The organism is Limnobacter alexandrii (assembly GCF_005871185.1).
Taxonomy (GTDB): domain Bacteria; phylum Pseudomonadota; class Gammaproteobacteria; order Burkholderiales; family Burkholderiaceae_B; genus Limnobacter; species Limnobacter alexandrii.
Genome location: NZ_SWKN01000006.1, coordinates 633892 through 653296, shown reverse-complemented (window position 1 = coordinate 653296; position 19405 = coordinate 633892). Strand labels below are relative to the sequence as shown.

The following is a 19405-nucleotide window of genomic DNA, read 5'->3' as shown; positions in this document are numbered from 1 at the left end:
TTGATCAGGCGGTTGCCAAACGCAGGCCCGGCACGGCCATTTCAAACTCTTCGTCCTCGGTCGGGCTGTCTTCCCAACGGGCACCGTGGTACAGGTCGCTCACTTTGCTGTCAGTGAATTCAGCGGGTGTGCCATCAAATACCACCTTGCCGTTTCGCATGCCCACAATCCGGTCGCCAAACTCGCGGGCCAGGTCCACCTGGTGCAAACTGCACAGCACTGTGGCGCCACGTTCGCGTGCGGCGTCCCGAATCAAGGTCAGAATATCGGCTGAAATTTTAGGATCCAGACTGGCCACAGGCTCATCAGCGAGCACCACTTCTGGGTCGAGCATAAAGGCACGGGCAATACCCACACGCTGCTGCTGCCCACCGGACAAATCACCAGCGCGGCGCGTCAGGTGCTCAGGCTTCAAGCCTACTTGCTCAACCAGCGCACAAGCCTTGTCGCGCTGCTCCGGTTCAAACCAGCCTGACAGCGCACGCGCCATGCTGACTTTGGGCAACATGCCTGCCAACACATTGGATGCCACGCTTAACCGTGGCGACAAATTAAAATGCTGATGAATCATCGCAACACGTTGACGCAGCATTTTCTCGGTGTTCGAGTTCAACACCTCGCCATCAATTTTGACGAAACCCTGTGTGGGTTTCACCAAGCCGTTGACTGCACGCAGCAAGGTCGATTTGCCTGCACCAGAGGGGCCCAAAATAATGCAAAACTGGCCTTTGGGTACTTGCAGGGAAACATTGCTCAAAGCATGCGTGCCATCGGCCCATTGCTTGGAAATGGTGTTGAACTCAATCATGGTGTGCTCCTTTATCGCTTGCTGGCTTTGGCCATCAGGTCTTGCTTGACGTTCTCTGTCACCAGGTCAAACAACTTGCCCGCATTGGCCATGTCTTCCTCGCTCACTTTGGATGTATAGGCATCCACCTTGGTGCCGCCGTATCCACGGATTTGGTCTTTGGTAATGCCAGGCATGGTATGCACGGTGTCGAAGGCAGCACGCAATTTGGCTTTCACATCGGCATTCACCTTGGGATGAATCGCCAGTGGTGGGTAAGGAATGGGCGTGCTCTTCGCAACCACCTTGAATTTGTTGGGGTCAATCGCCTTGGCATTGACAGCCTTTTCAAACGAATCGAATGAGGCACCGCCCACATCGGCCAAGCCCTCATTCAATGCGTTCAATACATTGGCATGGCTACCTGCCATGTTCACACTCTTCGCATCGGCCCAGGGCTTCACATCGCCCTGCATCATCATGGCCACAGGCACATTGAAGCTTGAGGTACTGTTGACATCACCCAGCGCAATGCGCTTGCCTTTGATGTCGGCAATGCTGTTCACATTGGCATCTTTGCGGGCAAAAATACCGCTGTAATACACAGAGCCACCGCCACGCACAGCAAGCGCCAACAGTTCGGCACAATCACGGGCCTTGGCTTGCAAATACGTGGCTGGGCCATAAAACGCGATGTCTGCAGCACCACTGCACATGGCTTCTACTGCAGCCGAGTAGCTTTGGCCTACCTTGATGTCAAAGTTAATGCCGGTGGCTTGGGTAATCGCGCTGAACACGGGTTGGAAGTCTTTTTTGGTGCCGTCTTCGGTGCCGCCATCGGCGGGAATCAGCACAACGCGCAAGGGCTTGTTGGCGGTGCCATCGTTTTGAACCTGCGCCATGACAATGTTGGGTGCAAATGCCGCTGCAACAGCCAGCGCAGTCAAGGTTTTCAGGGTGTTGCGTTTGGAAATCATGGTGTTCTCCGAATGGGTCAAGGATTGATTCGTAACTGAATGCGATCTGCGCGGAATCGCGTAATTGCGTATTCCACCGGCTCGCCGGTTTTACTGCAAAGGTTCAAACTTTTCACACGCAGCACGGGGCGGTTTTGCGGCATGCTCAACAGCCGCGCGTCATCACCTTGTGGCAACACGGAGGTCACCAGGCTTTCCGTGCGGCGGGGCGTGCAGCCATACTCTTTTTTCAGCAAGGCATGCAACGATCCGCCTTCATACAAGTTTTCGAGATTCGGGAATTTGGCGGCAGGCAGGAAATGGGAGATCACACACAGGGGGCGACCCTCGCCGGTGCGCACAGACTCAATCCACACCACGGGGTCGGCCACAGCAATGTTCAAGCGCTCGGCCACTCGGTGAATCGCCGGAATGATTTGTCGCTTGTGAACAATGTCTTCGGCCTGCATGCCATGCGCTGCCAGGTTTTCAGTGAAACGAGTGCCTTGGCCGATCTGGTAATCCAGATACGTGTCCAACACAAACACGCCCTTGCCGTGGCGGCGCTCCAGCAAGCCAGAATCAACCAGCTCGTCAATTGCGCGGCGAAGGGTGTGCCTGTTCACGCCATAGTTTTTGGCAAGCTCACCCTCGGCAGGCAATCCATCACCTGGTTGGTAGTTGCGCAGCACTTCCTGCTCCAGTTGACGGGCAATCTGGAAGTAAAGGGCTTCACCGGTGTCTCGGGCAAGGGCGTACAGGGTCATGGCAGTGATCTAGACATGTAGACAATGCACAAAGTGTACGAATGGGTCGTTAAGCTTTTATGACGCTGGCTGTAACAAGCCGGGGGCGGGGCGTGAAACTATCCCAAGAGGCCCTTGGAAAGGACCTCTTGGCGTTGTTTGAAATTATTGTGAATCAGGATTTATTGGGCGTACTGCTGCTTTCAACCAGGCGGGGTTGTTCGTCCCGTGGCCACTCAAAACTGTAAAAACCCTGCTTGCCGTTGATGGTGTAGTCAAACTGACCGCTGATTGCGCGGGGCTTCATTTCCAGATTGAATACACACTGGTTGGGTGCTTCGCAACCGTGTTGGTTCACCAGTTCACTCATCTCAGGATCAATCAAGGGTGCAGTGTGCAAACCTTGCGGTGTCATGAAATACACACCTGCGTTGTTGCCACAATGGTTTTCGATCAGGGTGTGGCCCACGCCTTCAAAGCGAAACTCGCAATTGTTTTTCGAGGCATACGACAACACCTGCTGCGCTGCTGCTTTTTCCTGGCAGGAGGACACACCGAACAAGGTGAGTGCAGTGGCGACCATGAGGCTGAACAACACAAAGAGAAATTTACTGGCTTTGCCCAGAAACGAACCCTGCCTTCGACTGGAATCGAACGACAGGGAACGCGACCTGCTGCGTTGGTTAAACATGGCTGGTGACCTTCTGTGAGTGAGGTTGGGATATTTGCATTGAAGCTGCATCTTTCTCAACGTCACAGTTCGGTCTGGGTTTACACAGCAGCAAGCAAATCAGTCAGGTTTTCGGGCTTGACCACGCCGAATCAGCAGAAACACGGCAGGAATCACGAACATGGACAACAGGGGTGCGCTGACCATACCACCTACCATGGGTGCGGCAATGCGTTGCATGACCTCACTTCCTGTACCCGTACCCCACATAATGGGTATCAGGCCCGCAAGAATGGTCAATACGGTCATGGCCTTGGGCCGAACGCGCAACACAGCACCCTCGCGAATTGCATCCAGCAAATCATCTTCTTCGGTTGCGCCACGCTTGACCCGGTTGGCCCAACTTTGATTCAGGTACAGCAGCATGATGACGCCGAATTCAGCCGCCACACCGGCCAAGGCAATGAAGCCCACAGCACCAGCCACCGACAAATTAAAGTCAAGCAGCCACAGCAGCCATGCACCACCAATGAGTGCAAAGGGCAGGGTTGCCATGATCAACAAGGCTTCGTCCACTTGCTTGAAAGTCATGTACAGCAACACAAAAATGATCAGTACCGTGAAAGGCACCACCAGTTTTAATTTCTCGGTTGCGCGTTCAAGGTACTCAAACTGACCCGACCATGAAATGGAATAGCCTGCGGGCAAATTGACCTGCTCGGCCACCACCTGTTGCATGTCCAATACCGCAGAGCGTAAATCACGACCCCGTATGTCGATGTACACATACCCGGCCAGCCGCGAGTTTTCACTGCGCAACATGGGTGGGCCATCGGTGATCTGAATGCTTGCTACATCGGATAACACAATGCGCTGACCCGTGTCGGTGTACACGGGCAAGGCACGCAGGCGAGTGAGCGAATCGCGCAGTTCACGCGGGTAGCGCACATTGATCGGAAAACGCTCCAGCCCCTCGACGGTTTCGCCAATGTTCATGCCGCCCACTGCGCTTGAAATAATCGACTGAATAGCGGAAATATTCATGCCGTAGCGCGCCGCTTTGTCGCGATTGATATCGACATCAATGTAGCGCCCACCGGTAAGCCGTTCCGCAAAGGCACTGCTCACGCCTTCAATGTTTTTCACCGCTTTCTCAACCTTCACGGAAATTTCATTGATGGTGTTTAAGTCGGGGCCGGTTACTTTCACACCCACCGGGCTTTTAATACCAGTGGCCAACATGTCGATACGGTTGCGAATGGGTGGCACCCAAATATTCGTTAAGCCCGGTACCCGAACAATTTGGTCCAGCTCCTCGATCAGTTTGTCGGCAGTCATGCCGTCGCGCCATTCGTCTTTGGGCTTGAATTGGATCGTGGTTTCAAACATTTCCAAAGGCGCGGGGTCTGTGGCGGTTTCTGCCCGCCCCGCCTTGCCATACACACTTTCAACTTCCGGCAAAGTTTTAATCAAGCGGTCGGTTTGCTGCAGCAATTCAGCCGCCTTGCCCACGGACAAGCCGGGCAAGGCCGTGGGCATGTACAGCAAATCGCCTTCGTCCAGCGGGGGCATGAATTCAGTGCCCAGCTTGGTCAGCGGATAAAAGCTGATACCCAGCAACACCACCGCCACAAGCACGGTAGCCTTGGGAAACTTCAGCACCACATCCAGCGCAGGTCGATATGCCGCAATCAAGCCTCGATTAATCGGGTTTGAATTTTCAGATGGGATTTTTCCGCGAATCAGATACCCCATCAAAACAGGGATCAGCGTAACCGCCAAACCGGCAGAGGCCGCCATGGCATAGGTTTTGGTGTAGGCCAGTGGCGAGAACAAACGCCCCTCTTGTGCTTCCAGCGTGAACACCGGAATAAAGCTGAGCGTGATGACCAACAGGGAAGAAAACAGGGCTGGCCCTACCTCCACGGCAGCATCACCAATCACGCGCCAGCGCTCGGCGCCTTTTAGCTCCTGATCTGGATTGTCGTGTGCCCACTGTTCCAAATGCTTGTGCGCATTTTCAATCATCACCAGTGCAGCATCCACCATGGCACCAATGGCAATGGCAATTCCACCCAGCGACATCACATTCGCATTTACGCCCTGCTGCTGCATCACGATGAACGAAATCAACACGCCCAAGGGCAGGGAAACAATTGCCACAAATGCCGAGCGAAAATGCAGCAAAAACACAAAGCACACCAGTGCCACCACAATGAATTCCTCAAGCAATTTGAAGCTGAGGTTGTCGATGGCATTGTTAATCAGCGTGGAGCGGTCATACACCTCTACCACTTCAACACCTTGCGGCAAGCCTGCTTTCAGGCTTTCAAGCTTTGCTTTCACGGCATCAATGGTTTGCAGGGCATTTTTTCCTGACCGCATCACAACAATGCCGCCCACCGATTCGCCATTGCCATTCAGTTCACCAATGCCACGGCGTATTTCGGGACCAATCTGTATGCGGGCCACATCGCCCAGCTGCACCGGGATGCCCGTGAGGCTGGCCTTTAACGGGACAGACCGGAAATCCTCCAGATTCTCCAGATAACCGGTGGCGCGCACCATGTACTCGGCCTCGCCCAGTTCAATGACCGACCCACCCGCTTCCTGATTGGCATCATTGATCGCCTGAATCACCTGATCCAGCGTGATGCCATAGCCCGCCAGCTTTTGCGGATCCAGCTCAACCTGGTACTGCTTCACAAAGCCGCCCACCGAGGCCACCTCGGCCACGTCCTCGACTGTTTTCAGTTCATAACGCAAAAACCAGTCTTGCAAGGCCCGCAGTTGCGACACATCCATATTGCCCGTGGTGTCGCGCAGGGCATATTGGTAAATCCAGCCCACGCCTGTGGCATCGGGACCCAACACGCTTTTTGCCGACGCCGGCAACTGGCTTTGCGCTTGGTTCAGGTACTCCAGCACCCGTGAGCGGGCCCAGTACAAGTCCACGCCATCTTCAAAAATAATGTAGACAAAGCTGTCACCGAAAAAGGAAAAACCTCGCACGTCCTTTGCACCCGGCACGGACAACATGGTGGTGGTGAGCGGGTAGGTCACCTGGTTTTCAACAATTTGCGGCGCCTGCCCCGGAAAACTGGTGCGCACAATGACCTGAACATCGGACAAATCGGGCAGGGCATCCAGCGGTGTTTTGTACACCGACACCACGCCCCAAGCACTGATCATTACAGTGGCGATTAGCACCAGCAGTCGATTGGCGATCGACCAGCGAATCAGCATTGCAATCATCGTTGTTCCCCATCATTCAGGCGCGCTTCAAGCCCACGCAAGCTGGCTTCGGAATCAATCAGGAACTGGCCAGACAGCACCACTTCCTGCCCCGCCTCCAGGCCTGCGAGTACTTCTGTTTGTCCACCAAATTCAATGCCTGTTTTGATTTCAACCGGCGAGAAGCGACCATCCTCACCAGCCAGCATCACCACTGCACGGCGACCGGTCTGAATGACAGCCTCGGAGGGCACAATCAGGGATTGCGGCCTGCTGGTGTCCATAAACCGGGTTTGTACAAACATGCCGGGCAGCAACTTGTTGCCCGGATTCTTCAACACCAGGCGAGCCAGTACCGTACGGGAATTGGCATTCACTTGTGGCAACACTGTTTGTACCTGGCCTTCAAACACCTGCCCAGGCATGGCTTGCGCAACTGCATTCACAGTGACCCCAGGCTGCACATACGCAGCCTGGCTTTCAGGCACTTCGGCCTGCACCCACACCGTGGAAAGCCCATTGATTTCCATCAAGGTGGTTCCAGGTTGCACGGTCATGCCCTCGCGCACCATCAACTCCGTGACCACGCCGCTGCGGGGTGCCACAATGGCGACGCGCGGCTGAACTTGCCCGCTTTGTTCCACCTGCCGTATTTGCGCTGTGCTCATACCCACCTGCAACATGCGTTGCCGGGCTGCATCCACCAGTGGCTGCAAGTTATCGCCCTTCATTTTTCGCAACGACAAAAATTCCTCTTGTGCCGCAATCCAGTCGGGCACGTACACGGTCAGCAAAGTTTGCCCCTGCTTGACCGGGTCCAGCGTGGCCGTCACATTGAGTTTTTCCACATAACCCATGGCACGGGATTGCACCACCACCCGGTCGCGTTCATTCCACTGCACCGCGCCACTGGCCGTAATTTCTGGCGCCAGCATGCCCATATCAACCCTGGCCGTGCGGATGCCCAGGTTCTGCTGAATTCGGGGGCTCACCTTCACGCTGCTGGTGTCGGCAGAATCGGCACCGGAATAGGCGGGCACCAGCATCATGTCCATGAACGGGCTTTTGCCCGGCGAATCAAATTTGCGGCCCGGCACCATGGGGTCGTGGTAATACTGCACAGTCAAGCCGGTTTCCGGATCGACATCACCGGCCTTGATTCCGCTTTCCATGTGTCTGCGGGTGGCCGCCTCACCCTGGGGGATGTTCCAGGTTGAAGGGTCTTGCCCAACACCGCTTGAATTGCCCGAACCCGCTTCTCCGTCAGCGCTGCCCTCAGTTGCAGAACCAATCGGTGCCGACATCATCTCCATGCCCTGGCTCATGCCCAATGCCCACAAGCCATAACCCCCACCTGCCATGGCTGCCAATGCCACCACGCTGATTGCGATGTGCGTCTTTTTCATTGTTGTACCTCTTCGGGAATCAGGTATTCCAGTTGGGCCCAAAGCCGGGCTGTGTCCATTTGAATACGAAGTTTTTCAATGCGCATGTCCAGCTCCATGCGGCGCGCCGCCAACACCTCGCTCAGGGTGCCGGTGTTGCCGCGATAGGCATCCAGCGCGGCTTGCGTGCGTTGTTGGGTCAAGGGGATCAGGCTTTGATCAAAGTCGCTCAACCGCTTCAAATTGCTTTGCCAGGTTTGCTGCCAGCGCTTGGTCTGTGCCAAGTGGCTGCGGTACAACTCGACTCGCTCTGAACGCGCTTTGGTCGCCATGGAATTGGCAGCGGCCACTGCCTGGTCTTGCCTGGAGGTTTGATCAACAAACAGGGGCCGGGAGGCACCCAGCGTGAGCATTTCAGAAAACTCGGGGCCACGGCCTGCGTACATCACCGACAAGGTCCAATCGGCCGATTTTTCCTGCAGTTTGACTTCGGCATTGGCCAGTGCTGCATCTTCTGCTTTTTGCAGGGCAAGGATTTCCGGATGTTTGTTCAGGCTTTCAGCCAAATCCACTTCGCCCAGGCTGGAGCGCGTCAAATCAACACTGTCATTCAACTCACTGTCTGCTGCATCGCCAACCCAACGGTTCAAATCGGCCTGCGCGTTGTCCAACATGGCCTGGGTGTCCTGAATTCGCAAACTCAACAGGCCAAGTTCAGTGCGCGCGGTGAATACATCGGTTTGTGGTGCTTTGCCAGCGCGAAACAAGGCATCGGCTGCATCAATTTGCAATTGCAATTCAGTGCGCTGGCTTTGCAGCAATTCAAGCATTTGTTGCAGGTACACCCGGTCCAGATACGCTTGTGCGGTGCCAGTGCGCAATTGGCTCAGGGCCAACAGTTCGCTGGCTTGGGCAACTTCAGCATTTTTTGAAAACACATTGGCCTGGGCTTTGCGTTTGTCTTGCCGTGTGAAAGTTTGGGAAATACCAACCCCCCGCATGGTCATGAAGTCTGCAGCCAGGCTGAACTGGTCAGGCCCGTTGGCTGGAATGTTGCTCACCTCCAGATTCAACATGGGGTCGGGCAACTCACCGGCGGCCACTGCTTCGCTTTGTGCCGCCTGTGCAGCGGCCTTTTGGGCGCGTACTGATTCGGAACGCTGCTCGGCCAATTCAAGTGCGCGGCTCAGGCTGAGTGGCCCGGAAGACTGCGGGCTTTCAGGGGCGGCCAATGCCTGCTCCAACGTGTATTGCTGGGCGGCCAGCACCCCACCAAAATTCAGCAATACAAACAATGCCAGCACAGCCAGCACAATTTTCAATAAAACATGTTTACCCGGCATGGGGTTCTCCCACACGGCAATCAAGCCGTGAGAAACAATCACGCAGTCGGGGTGGCCATGCAGCCAACCCAACCCTCAATGCAATTCAGGCGTGATCAGGCCCGGGGCGGGCGTTCAGGAGAACTTTGCTGGAAAGAAATTTGAAGCACCTGTTCTACAGTGGCATACACCGGAGAGGGGCTTTGGGGAATGATGACTGCCGCTGCGTACGGCAGGGAAGGCACAGCGCAACACAGGGGAGAACCCTCGAAACAGCCATGGTCAAGATCAACTGCCGAATGCATGGTGTGCTGTTCGGTTTGCATGTCGGCGCAACACGGCATTGCGTGGGCCATGCTTTGAAACATGAGCGCACACAGCAACAACACATGAACACCGATCCGACGAATCATTGGGTGAAATCTACAAACTGCGGTAAATCAAGTTTAGCACAGCCCATTTAAGCCTCGGCAAGCGCAGGCTGGGCACCCTGCTTCAGTGAAAACCCGATGCGCACCCAGTCGCCGTCGCACTGGGCAAAGGGTTCGCCCCCATGCAAACGCGCAATGGCCGCCACAATGGCCAGACCCAAGCCGTGGTTGTGACCACTTTCATTGCGGGATTGATCAACCCGATAAAAGGGTTCAAACAAATGCGGCACGCTGCGCTCAGGAATACACACACCCTTGTTGCTCACAGTCACGCTAACCCGACCACTGCCGAGTTCTGGTTCAATGTGAACTTGAATGGTGCTGCTTTCCTCCGCATAACGAATGGCATTGGACACAAGATTGGACAAAGCCCGCTTAATCAATTCCGAATCAACCCGGGCTGCCGCATCGCCATGCAATTCAAAATGCAGATGTTTTTCTTCCAGCATGGCTTCCATGTAGTCCATCACCGTCATCACCGGTTCACTCAACTTGTCTACCCAGCGAAAATCGTTGTACTGCCCTTGGCTGGCGTGCGACAAAAACAGCATGCTTTGAATAATTCGGTTCATGCGTTGCAGCTCTTCCAAATGGCTGTGCAAGGCCTCTTTCAAGTGTTCAGGGTCCGGGGTTTTCTCACGCAGCAGCAATTCATGGCTCACGGTCAGGCTGGACAATGGCGTGTTCAACTCATGCGCCACATTGGAATTGAATGAACGCAATTGCTCTTGATACTGGCCCACCTTGCCCATCAGTTTGTTGAACTGCTCAACCACCGGGTAAAGCTCTTCGGGTTCCTTGTCGCTTTGAATTCTGGCGTTTACATTTGAAGGATCAAAGTCGGCAATTTTCCGGCCAAACTTGTTCAGGGGCTTCAATTCAAAACGGGCCAGGGTGCCGCTGAGCAACATGATGAAAAAGCCCCACACCAGGGTTACAGCAGTGAATAGCAGGGCAATAAACTTTAAAAACCGCTTGTCTTCCGACACATCCATGGCCAGTTCAAGATCGTTCATCGGCATGCTGCCACCCAAGCCATTCAAGGGGTGCATGTACGTCACCTTGTGCTTCACCTGGCTCAGCAACACTTGTGGGCCATACAACACTTGCCCGTTCTCGCCGTGTACTTTGGCCCGCACATTGCCGAGGCTTAGCAGCAATTCGTCCACCCGACCCCACATCTCGGTGGGCAGAAGTTCGCTGTTGCGCGCCAACACCTGTTCAACGCTGGAAGCCGCGCGGCTTAGCGTGTCCTGGTGCCGCATGTCTTGCCACATGCAAATGGCCTGGTAACTGATGATGGCGATAATGCCCACACCCAGAATACTGAGTATCGACATTTGCAATGACGATCGCCTTGCAATTGAACGCCTCACGATTCGAAGTCTCCCACGGTGTGCTCCGCTGCGCGTTGCTCCAGCACATAGCCCATGCCACGCACCGTGTGTAACAGGGGTTGGTCAAATGGCTCGTCCATTTTGCTGCGCAAACGGCGCACCGCCACATCGACCACATTGGTTTCGCTGTCAAAGTGCATGTCCCACACCAGCTCGGCCAATTCAGTGCGCGACAACACCTCGCCCTTTCTGCGCAACAGCAACCACAGCAAGCTAAACTCTTTTGCGGTCAAACGCAGGTCCTGCCCGGCACGTTTGGCCTGCCTCTTCACTGCATCCAGTTCAAGGTCTGCCAAGCTTAGGTGGCTGCTGTCAGCTGTGGCACTTTGCTGGCCTTGGGCACGGCGTGCCAAGGCATGCACACGGGCCACCAGTTCGGAGAATGCGAAAGGCTTGGTGAGGTAATCGTCGGCCCCAGCCTGCAAACCCTTCACACGATCTTCGACCATGGAACGGGCTGTGAGCATGAGCACAGGAATATTCATGGTTTGGCGCAAGGCGGCCAACACACCCAAACCATCCAGATCGGGCAACATGCCGTCCAGAATAATGAGCTCGTAATGGCCTTCAGTGGCCAAATGCAGGCCATCAATCCCGTTGTGGGCCACATCCACCACAAAGCCTTCGGAGTTCAGCCCCTTTTGAAGGTAACTGGCCAACTTCTTCTCGTCTTCAATCACCAAAATTTTCATGGGCGCAACTTCGCTGTGCGTGAACAAACATGCCTTGAAGTATAGAAGGCACGCGTGCTTTTTAAAATTACAAATTTGTAATGTGCGTGTGGGGCCTTGGTAATTCGACCCTGCGTAAAGTACGACTCATGCCAACGCAACAATGCAACGGCAAAACTTGATGAAGTACCCTAAAAGGAGATTTACCATGAACGCACGTCAATTGATCGCTACTTCCGTATTGGCCATTTCAGCATCTGTACCAGCCGTGGTCATGGCCAACTCAGCAACCCAGCAAGGCGACGCTACCCGCCACGTGTATGCGGCTGACAGCCAGCGTGACCAAGCCACACGCAATGCCGTGCTGAACGAATATCAAAAAGCAGTACAAACTGGCGAATTCAGCCCAGTGGCTGGTGATGCCAGCCAGACCTTCGAAACCAGCAAGTCAACAGCCACACGTGCTGAAGTGTTGAGCAAGATCAATGGTGTTGATCTGACCAAAGGCGATGCCAGCTAAGTGTTAAAAACCGGACGATTGACCGGTTTTCTAAGGGCGCCTGTGATTCCCCGCACAGGCGCCTTTTGTTTTAAGATGAGGTTCAACTTTGCACCCAAGCAGTCCTCATGTCGTCTAGCCAGAAACCCCCAGCCAACAAAAGCAGCAATGAATCGGCAGTGCCTTCCGGGCGTTTTGCGCGCTTAAGCCGTTTTGGTGCGCTGGCCACAACAGTGGCAGGGTCTGTGGTTAAGAACGGCACCAAACAACTCGCCCAGGGCAAACGGCCCCAATTGAGCAAATTGTTGCTCACACCAAAAAACGCCCTGCGGGTTGCAGACCAACTGGCTCAATTGCGTGGTGCCGCCATGAAGCTGGGGCAGTTGGTGTCCATGGATGCAGGCGACATGTTGCCACCCCAACTGGCTGAAATTATGGCCAAGCTTCGGCAAGACGCGAAACACATGCCGCGCAAACAATTGCTTTCAGTGCTTGAAAAGGAGTGGGGAGAAAACTGGCGGGAACAGGTTCGTGAATTCAATTTAACGCCAATCGCGGCTGCATCGATTGGCCAGGTGCACGAGGCCATTTCGCTGGACGGTGAGAAACTCGCCATCAAAATTCAATACCCCGGTGTGCGCGACAGCATTGACAGCGACATTGACAACGTAGTCACCATTTTGCGCTTCACCGGCCTGGTGCCCAAAACATTCGACCTGGCCGCACTGCTGGCTGAAGCCAAAAAACAATTGCACGAAGAAGCCGATTACCTGCGCGAAGCCGAATGCATCGTGAAATACACCGAGGCGCTGGGCAACGACGATCGGTTTGAAATTCCCACCGTCAACGCCGGCTTGACCACGCACGGAATTTTGGCGATGCGTTATGTGGAAGGCGTGCCCATTGAACAAATGGCCCATGCCACACAGCCAATTCGCGACAAAATTGCCACCACCATGTTCGAATTGCTGTTTAAAGAATTGCTGGGCATGCGGCTGATGCAAACCGATCCCAATTTTGCCAACTACCGCTACAACCCCAAAACCGGCAAAGTGGTGTTGCTGGATTTCGGTGCCACCCGCAGCTTTCAGAAAGAATTGGTGGACGGCTATGTGGATGTGATGAATGCAGCCAAGGCTGGCAGCCGTGAGATGATGCTGAAAGCCGCCACCCGGATTGGATATTTCGACAACACCACCGCCCCACATCACCGTGAACTGGTGCTCGATTTAATGGAACTGGCTTGCGAGCCTTTTTGTACCCAAGGTGAATTCGATTTTGGCAACACCGACCTGGCCGCACGAATTCGCGACAAAGGTTTCGAGTTGGGCGAGGACCGAAAATTCTGGCATGCCCCGCCCATTGACTGCCTGTTCATACACCGCAAGTTAGGGGGCCTGTTTTTGCTGGTCACCCGCCTGAAAGCGCGGGTGAATGTGGCAAAGGCTGCTCAGTTGTAAACACCAGTTTTTCGCCATCATGCGGCACGCGCATTCTGTGCTCAAGGCCAGCACTTCTCGCCGCATTCAAAAGTTCTGTTCGAGTCACCGGGCAATGGCTGATTGCCTCCAGGTGATTGGCGATCACCAAGCCTGTGGAGGCCTGGGTGAACTGCAGCACATCTTTCACGCCCATGATAATTTCCCCACCCACATCAAAACGCGCGCCACCTGCGGGCACCACACTCACTTCGGGTTTGCGCGTCCACAAAAACTCTTGAATACGCGGTGTGAAAATAGTGTCACCGGTTAGGTAAAGCGAAGGCTCACCCGGAATTTGAATGAAGTAACCCACACCGTGTTCCATCAAGGAACCCACGAAACCACGGCCATGTACGCAAGGCACCGTGCTGATCAGGCCGCCCAGAAAATGGGCCTTCTTGCTACCCACATCGGCTGGCAAGGCCTCAACATTCAAGCCTTTGCTTGCAAGGTGCGGTGCATCATGCGCCGTACAAATCACGGGAATTTGATGTTCTCGAAGCCAGGCCTTTCCAAAACGGTCCAGGTGATCAAAATGTCCCTTCTGGCAGTGCGTGATCAAACAATGGGTAACGCCCAGCAAAGCCAAATCCGCTTCACGGGGCAAATTGACAGTGGGGTTTCTTTGCATGCCTTGGGTGAACTTCAGCGGTGGCAAGGCGTTTTTCGGCGACAACATGGGGTCGACCAGCACACGGTATGGTCCGAACTCCACAACAATGGTTGCATTGCGTATTTGTTGAATTTTCATGATTCAGCTCCCTGACTGGATGGCTGATCATCCCAATAAAACACACCCAACCGTTATGGCATAGAATGACAATATTCAGTCATTTCTTGCCAAACGGGGTGTGAATGAAAATTGGGCTTTTGCTTTACAACGGGTGCATGCCTGCGGGGTTGCTGGCATTCAATGACCTGCTGCAAGCCAGCAACAGGCTGTCGGGTAAAAAACTGTTTGAAACCTGCCTGGTTGGCACCAGCCTGAAACCTGTGCAATGCGCCAATCACATGGTGTTGACTGCCAATTCATTGCTTGAAGAAACGCAGCTCGATGTGCTGCTGGTGCCAGGCATGTGGACCGAATCGCCCACTGACATTCCTGCCCGTTTGGCCCAGCATGCCGGGTTGATTGACACCCTTCAGCACTTGCCAGCCAGCACACAAGTGTGGAGTTATTGCACTGGCGTGTGCCTGCTGGCTGCCAGTGGTCGCCTGAAAAACCAGAAGGCGACTGTCACCTGGTGGCTGGTCGAATTCATGCAAAAACATTACCCAAAAGTGCATTGGCAAATTGACAGCGACTGTATGTTCACCAGCAAGGTGGCCACTGCAGCCGGGGTGCATGGTTACCTGCTGCTTGCGCAGCAACTGATTGAAAAGTCGCTGAGCAAAGCAGCCTTTCAGGAATTCATGAAGTTGATGGTGCTACCCCGACCAGTGCAGCATCACCCGGCGTTTCGATCATTTGCCTTGATGGAACAGGCTGACCCACTGCTCAGAAAACTTGCTGCACTGGTGACCCGCCTGCCCGCAGAAGAAATTACCGTGGGGCAACTTGCAAGCTACCTGAACATGAGTGAACGCACACTGGCCAGAAAAGTACAAAACCTCACCCAACATTCTGTGGCCAGTTATGTGCGCCTGTTAAAGCTTCAGCAGGTGAGCGAACAATTAATATGGTCCGCCGCACCCGTCAGCAGCATCAGCGAAAGTCTGGGTTACAGCAATGAGTCCAACCTGCGCAGGCAGTTCAAAACCGTGACCGGTTTGTCGCCATTTCAATACCGGCAAAAATACGCCAGGTAATGGGTTGAAATGGAATCAATGTGAATGGGAATGCGAGGCGTGTTCGAGCACTTCGCCACGTATTTCTGCCCGGGCCTGTTTGATAACACTGACAGACGCGGTTAAACCAAGCGTGGCCATCAGTGCTGCCACGGCCAGATCGGGCCAGGCGGTTTGTGTTACACCCACCAACAACGCGGCACCCAAAACCGCCAGGTTGCCAATTGCATCGTTGCGGCTGCACAGCCACACTGAACGCATGTTGGAATCGCCATTGCGGTAGCGGTACTGAATGGCAGCAACGCCCACATTCACACTCAAAGCCATGACACCCACAATGCCCATGGTTGCGTAGGAAGGAACCTCGCCATGAAGTGCGGCATACCCGGCAAAACCCAACACACCCAAACCATACAGGCCCATGGAGATACCCTTGAGCAAAGCCGCTTTGGCGCGGGTTTGCAAGGCCATGCCCAATACAAACAGTGACAAGGCGTAATTGGCAGCATCGCCCCCAAAATCGAGCGAATCGGCCAGCAAAGAAACCGAGCCTGCTGACCAGCTGGCACCCACTTCAATGAAAAACATGGCGGCGTTGGCAATCAGCGCAATCCACAACACCTTGCGAAAGCCGGGGTTGTTTGCTGCGGACTTGGCCGCTTCATCAGATGGGCAGTGGTTGCAACCGGGCATGGCGTGTCCTGAATCAGAATATGTAATAACTCTATTAGAAACCCTGACACTATGGCAAGGTCAAGGCCCAAAGGCGGTCTTGCCCCCACACCACCCGGCTTCCCATTTTGAACGAGGGCACACCCCACAGGCCAGCGGCAAACAATTCCTCCCGATTGGCAGCGGCGCGCTCGCGCCAGGCCTCGTGTTGCAAAGCCACTTGTGCACCTTCCCAACGCAAACCGGCACGCTCGACAATTTTTTTCAAGCCCTTGTCGCTGCCTGCATCAATGCCCTCAGCCCACACACCCTGCATGTAGGAAAGCACAAATTCTTGCCCTTTGCTGTGCTGTTCGGCAAACGGAATCAAGGCCAAACCACGCTCGGTGGGTTTGCCCACGGGGTCATTCAAGCGACCAAAGGGAATACCGCGCACATGCGCCTCTCGCGCGGTGTCGTACACAATGTATTCCCGTTTCACTTTGGGCACGGGAAGCCCCCGCATTACCATGGGCAACACAAAGCGCAAGTTCACTTTTGCGCCAGTCAGCCGCCCCAGCTCAAAAATGCGCGGCGCCACAATGGCGGAATAGGGGCTACGGAATGAAAAGAAAAAATCAATATCGGGCGGGTTGTTCAGCGGCTTGGCATTTGCAAGGCTGTCGTCTGCAGGAAACAGCAGGCCAAACACGCCGCTGCGTTGCGCACCCAGTTCTTGCAGGCGTTGCTCCAGGTGATACAGGCGATCAATGCCCCAGTACCATTCGCCCTCGTAATACAACATACCGCCCAGGTAATGGCCCAGTTTTTCTCGCAAGTCATCAGATTGCGCAATGTGGTTTTGCACATCCTGGCTGGACACTGGTTTCAATGCATTGATCTGTTCTGGTGGAATTTGAGTTTCATCCCAAGCCCACAGCGATTGTCCCACCAAGGCGGCATATTCAGCAAATTGCCCCATTCCGATGGCCCCCACCAGCGTGTGCGTTGCCTGCTGAACCCGATCAGCCTCGGGTTGTTTGCCCGGGTCGGTGAAATTCAAACCATGGCGCTGCGCCAGCAAGGCAGCATCAACACGGCTGTAGGCCACCAGCTTGTCCCGCTCAGGCGCTGCGGAATCGGGCGGGGGGCTGACCACATGCGGCTTTAGTTCTACCTGGTAACGAGCCAAAAAACGGGGCAAAGCTTGGGCCAACAAATGGCTGTAGGGGTCATCCACCTGGTGAAAGTAATAAACCTCGTGAGGGCGACCAGACGCCAGCCGGGCTTTTTCGGCTTTGGCGCGTTGGGCCAGCAGGGTGCTGCGTGCAAAGCGGTGCTGGGTGATCATGGGCATCAACAGGGTTTTTAAACTCATGGTGCCGCCTTTGAATTTTACATACTGTCAATATTAAGCTGTTTTGGCTGTTTTTCCGTACAACGCCTGCTCAATGAAGTTTTTTTGCACCGTGGGGCGGGGCACTTTTTGATCAAACCAGCTGCGCACGTTCTGGTCCAGCCCAATGCCGTGCATGTAGTTGTACAGCGCGCGGTTCAAACCCTCGCCCAAGGCGGCATGGTCAACCCCAGTGGGGTCGATGAAACCAATGTCGTTTTTGGCAAATGTACCTTGGGGCAGCGGCTTTAACTGAATGCCATATTCTTCCGGGTTTTTGCCCACCGGTGAATGCACCGTGCAGGCAAAGCGGTGAAAGTAGCCCGATTGAATACAGCCTTCTGCAAACAACTGGCGCACATACTCCAGCGCATCCACCGTGTCTTGCACGGTTTGGGTGGGGAAGCCGTACATCAAGTAGGCATGCACCAACACGCCGGCATCGGTAAAGCCCTTGGTTACGCGGGCCACCTGCTCCACTGAAACGCCCTTCTTCATCAGGTTCAACAAACGGTCAGAGGCTACCTCCAGCCCGCCGCTGACCGCAATGCAGCCACTGTAGGCCAGCAACTGGCACAGCTCGGGCGTGAAGGATTTCTCGAACCGTATATTGCCCCACCAGGAAATGGACACATTGCGCGCAATCAATTCTTGCGCCAAGGCCTTCAAGGCTTTGGGCGGTGCGGCCTCGTCCACAAAATGAAAACCGGTTTGCCCGGTCTCCGCCACAATTTGTTCAATGCGGTTCACCAGCTCGGTGGCTGTGGCGTTTTCATAGCGGGAAATATAGTCGAGCGACACATCGCAGAAGCTGCATTTTTTCCAGTAACAGCCATGGGCCACAGTCAGCTTGTTCCAGCGCCCATCGCTCCACAGCCGGTGCATGGGGTTGAGCATGTCCAGCAGGCTAAGGTAGCTGTGCAATGGCAGGCCGTCCCAAGTGGGGGTGCCCACCTCGCCAAACGGCACATCGGGTTCAGCCCAATTCGTGTATTGCACCTTACCTTCAGCGTTACGAGTGAAAGTGCGCACCAAACGCTGCGGGCCACGCTTGCCTTGCAGATGCTCGATCAAACACAGCAGGGGGCGCTCGCCTGAATCAAGTGTCACGAAGTCTACGAAATCAAACAAACGTGGCTCGGCCAGTTCACGCAGCTCGGTGTTCACATAGCCGCCACCCAAGGCAATTTTTACCTCGGGGTTTTCTGCTTTTATGGCCTGCGCCATGCGCAAGGCGGCATACACGGCACCCGGAAAGGGCACGGAAAGCAACACCAGCTGGGGCTGCTGGCGCTTGAATTCAGCCAAGGTCAGTTCCACCACAATTTCATCAATCAGGGTGAAGGGCTGCTCCAAAGCATTGGCCAGTGGGTTGAAACTGGCTTGGCTGCCCGCCAGCGATTCCGCATAGCGCACAAACTCAAAGCGTTCGTCTACAGCGTCGGCAATCACATCGGCCAGGTCGTTCAGGTACAGCGTGGCCAGGTGGCGAGCTTTGTCTTGCGCGCCAAGCGCCCCAAACGCCCAGGCCAGTGGGTCGCCGCCCTCGTCATCCACATACGCATCCAGTGCCTCAAACCGTGGGCCTTCTGGCAAAAAGGCGCGGCTGTTGATGCGGTGGGCTAGGGTGGAATCGCTACCCTGCAAAAAGCGAATGGTGGGGGCAATGGTGGCGCGGTAACGGCTGAACTGTTCCATAAACAGCGCCACACGCTCGGTCACTTCCTCGTACTGCTCAATTTCCTCGGCAATTCGGTCCAGCCCTTCTGGCGAAAACAGCCTGAGCACCAGGCCCAGCGCAATATCGGCCTGCACAGCATCAATGCCCTGCTTGCGCAAGAAGCCGGTAATGTAGGCGGTGGATGGATAGGGCGTGTTGAGCTGCGTCATCGGCGGGATGAACGACAACACGCGGAAAGCTGTAGACACAATAAAACCTCGGGCTGAACGTGCCTAGATTCTACACCTTGCAGGCGCAATCGATTCTTGGG

17 protein-coding genes are annotated in these 19405 nt (G+C 54.8%); 3 read left to right on the top strand and 14 right to left on the bottom strand.

The features are described from left to right. Positions 1 to 4 precede the first annotated feature (4 nt). The 10 genes from phnC to FCS97_RS03295 form a co-directional block, all read right to left on the bottom strand. Positions 5 to 808 (bottom strand): phosphonate ABC transporter ATP-binding protein, encoded by an 804-nt coding sequence (gene phnC / locus FCS97_RS03340; protein WP_138516569.1) that lies wholly within the window; start codon positions 806 to 808, stop codon positions 5 to 7. A gap of 11 nt (positions 809 to 819) precedes the next feature. Next, positions 820 to 1764, bottom strand: coding sequence for a phosphate/phosphite/phosphonate ABC transporter substrate-binding protein (locus FCS97_RS03335; RefSeq protein ID WP_138516567.1), 945 nt, complete (start codon positions 1762 to 1764; stop codon positions 820 to 822). Between the two features lie 17 nt (positions 1765 to 1781). Continuing rightward, a complete protein-coding gene (gene phnF / locus FCS97_RS03330; protein ID WP_138516566.1) occupies positions 1782 to 2510 on the bottom strand; it encodes a phosphonate metabolism transcriptional regulator PhnF in 729 nt (242 codons plus the stop codon). Positions 2511 to 2664: 154 nt separating this feature from the next. Further along, entirely contained in the window at positions 2665 to 3180 is a 516-nt protein-coding gene (locus FCS97_RS03325; RefSeq protein WP_138516564.1) for a hypothetical protein, read from the bottom strand. A 99-nt stretch (positions 3181 to 3279) separates the two neighbouring features. Continuing rightward, a complete protein-coding gene (locus tag FCS97_RS03320; protein WP_138516562.1) occupies positions 3280 to 6414 on the bottom strand; it encodes an efflux RND transporter permease subunit in 3135 nt (1044 codons plus the stop codon). Next, entirely contained in the window at positions 6411 to 7799 is a 1389-nt protein-coding gene (locus FCS97_RS03315) for an efflux RND transporter periplasmic adaptor subunit (RefSeq protein WP_246065786.1), read from the bottom strand. Before FCS97_RS03315 ends, FCS97_RS03320 begins: the two co-directional genes overlap by 4 nt. After that, a complete protein-coding gene (locus tag FCS97_RS03310) occupies positions 7796 to 9193 on the bottom strand; it encodes a TolC family protein (protein WP_138516560.1) in 1398 nt (465 codons plus the stop codon). Before FCS97_RS03310 ends, FCS97_RS03315 begins: the two co-directional genes overlap by 4 nt. Before the next feature lie 23 nt (positions 9194 to 9216). Further along, positions 9217 to 9513 carry a hypothetical protein gene (locus FCS97_RS03305; RefSeq protein ID WP_138516558.1) on the bottom strand — a complete coding sequence of 99 codons (297 nt, stop codon included), beginning with the start codon at positions 9511 to 9513 and terminating at the stop codon, positions 9217 to 9219. Between the two features lie 47 nt (positions 9514 to 9560). Further along, positions 9561 to 10871 carry an ATP-binding protein gene (locus FCS97_RS03300; RefSeq protein ID WP_138516556.1) on the bottom strand — a complete coding sequence of 437 codons (1311 nt, stop codon included), beginning with the start codon at positions 10869 to 10871 and terminating at the stop codon, positions 9561 to 9563. Positions 10872 to 10903: 32 nt separating this feature from the next. After that, positions 10904 to 11620: a heavy metal response regulator transcription factor gene (locus tag FCS97_RS03295; RefSeq protein ID WP_138516554.1), complete on the bottom strand. Its 717-nt coding sequence runs from the start codon at positions 11618 to 11620 to the stop codon at positions 10904 to 10906. A 187-nt stretch (positions 11621 to 11807) separates the two neighbouring features. On the opposite strand from FCS97_RS03295, the gene FCS97_RS03290 reads away from it, so the two are divergent. Continuing rightward, entirely contained in the window at positions 11808 to 12119 is a 312-nt protein-coding gene (locus FCS97_RS03290) for a hypothetical protein (RefSeq protein WP_138516552.1), read from the top strand. Positions 12120 to 12226: 107 nt separating this feature from the next. Then, positions 12227 to 13558, top strand: a complete 1332-nt coding sequence (locus FCS97_RS03285; RefSeq protein ID WP_138516550.1) for an ABC1 kinase family protein — start codon at positions 12227 to 12229, stop codon at positions 13556 to 13558. Here FCS97_RS03285 and FCS97_RS03280 read toward each other — a convergent pair. Further along, positions 13509 to 14330, bottom strand: coding sequence for an MBL fold metallo-hydrolase (locus tag FCS97_RS03280; protein ID WP_138516548.1), 822 nt, complete (start codon positions 14328 to 14330; stop codon positions 13509 to 13511). The genes FCS97_RS03285 and FCS97_RS03280 overlap by 50 nt on opposite strands. Before the next feature lie 104 nt (positions 14331 to 14434). Between FCS97_RS03280 and FCS97_RS03275 the strand changes: the two genes are divergently transcribed. Then, entirely contained in the window at positions 14435 to 15388 is a 954-nt protein-coding gene (locus tag FCS97_RS03275) for a GlxA family transcriptional regulator (protein WP_138516546.1), read from the top strand. A gap of 15 nt (positions 15389 to 15403) precedes the next feature. Here the strand turns inward: FCS97_RS03275 and FCS97_RS03270 are convergent, their stop codons facing one another. From FCS97_RS03270 to FCS97_RS03260, 3 genes are read right to left on the bottom strand one after another with little or no spacing between them, the layout of a single operon-like run. Then, positions 15404 to 16060, bottom strand: a complete 657-nt coding sequence (locus FCS97_RS03270) for a cation efflux transmembrane domain-containing protein (protein WP_138516544.1) — start codon at positions 16058 to 16060, stop codon at positions 15404 to 15406. Positions 16061 to 16109: 49 nt separating this feature from the next. Next, the gene (locus FCS97_RS03265) at positions 16110 to 17396 is read right to left on the bottom strand and encodes a DsbA family protein (RefSeq protein WP_138516542.1); all 1287 of its coding nucleotides are present in this window, start codon (positions 17394 to 17396) and stop codon (positions 16110 to 16112) included. Between the two features lie 33 nt (positions 17397 to 17429). Beyond that, positions 17430 to 19304: a B12-binding domain-containing radical SAM protein gene (locus FCS97_RS03260; RefSeq protein WP_212746447.1), complete on the bottom strand. Its 1875-nt coding sequence runs from the start codon at positions 19302 to 19304 to the stop codon at positions 17430 to 17432. Between the last annotated feature and the right edge of the window lie 101 nt (positions 19305 to 19405).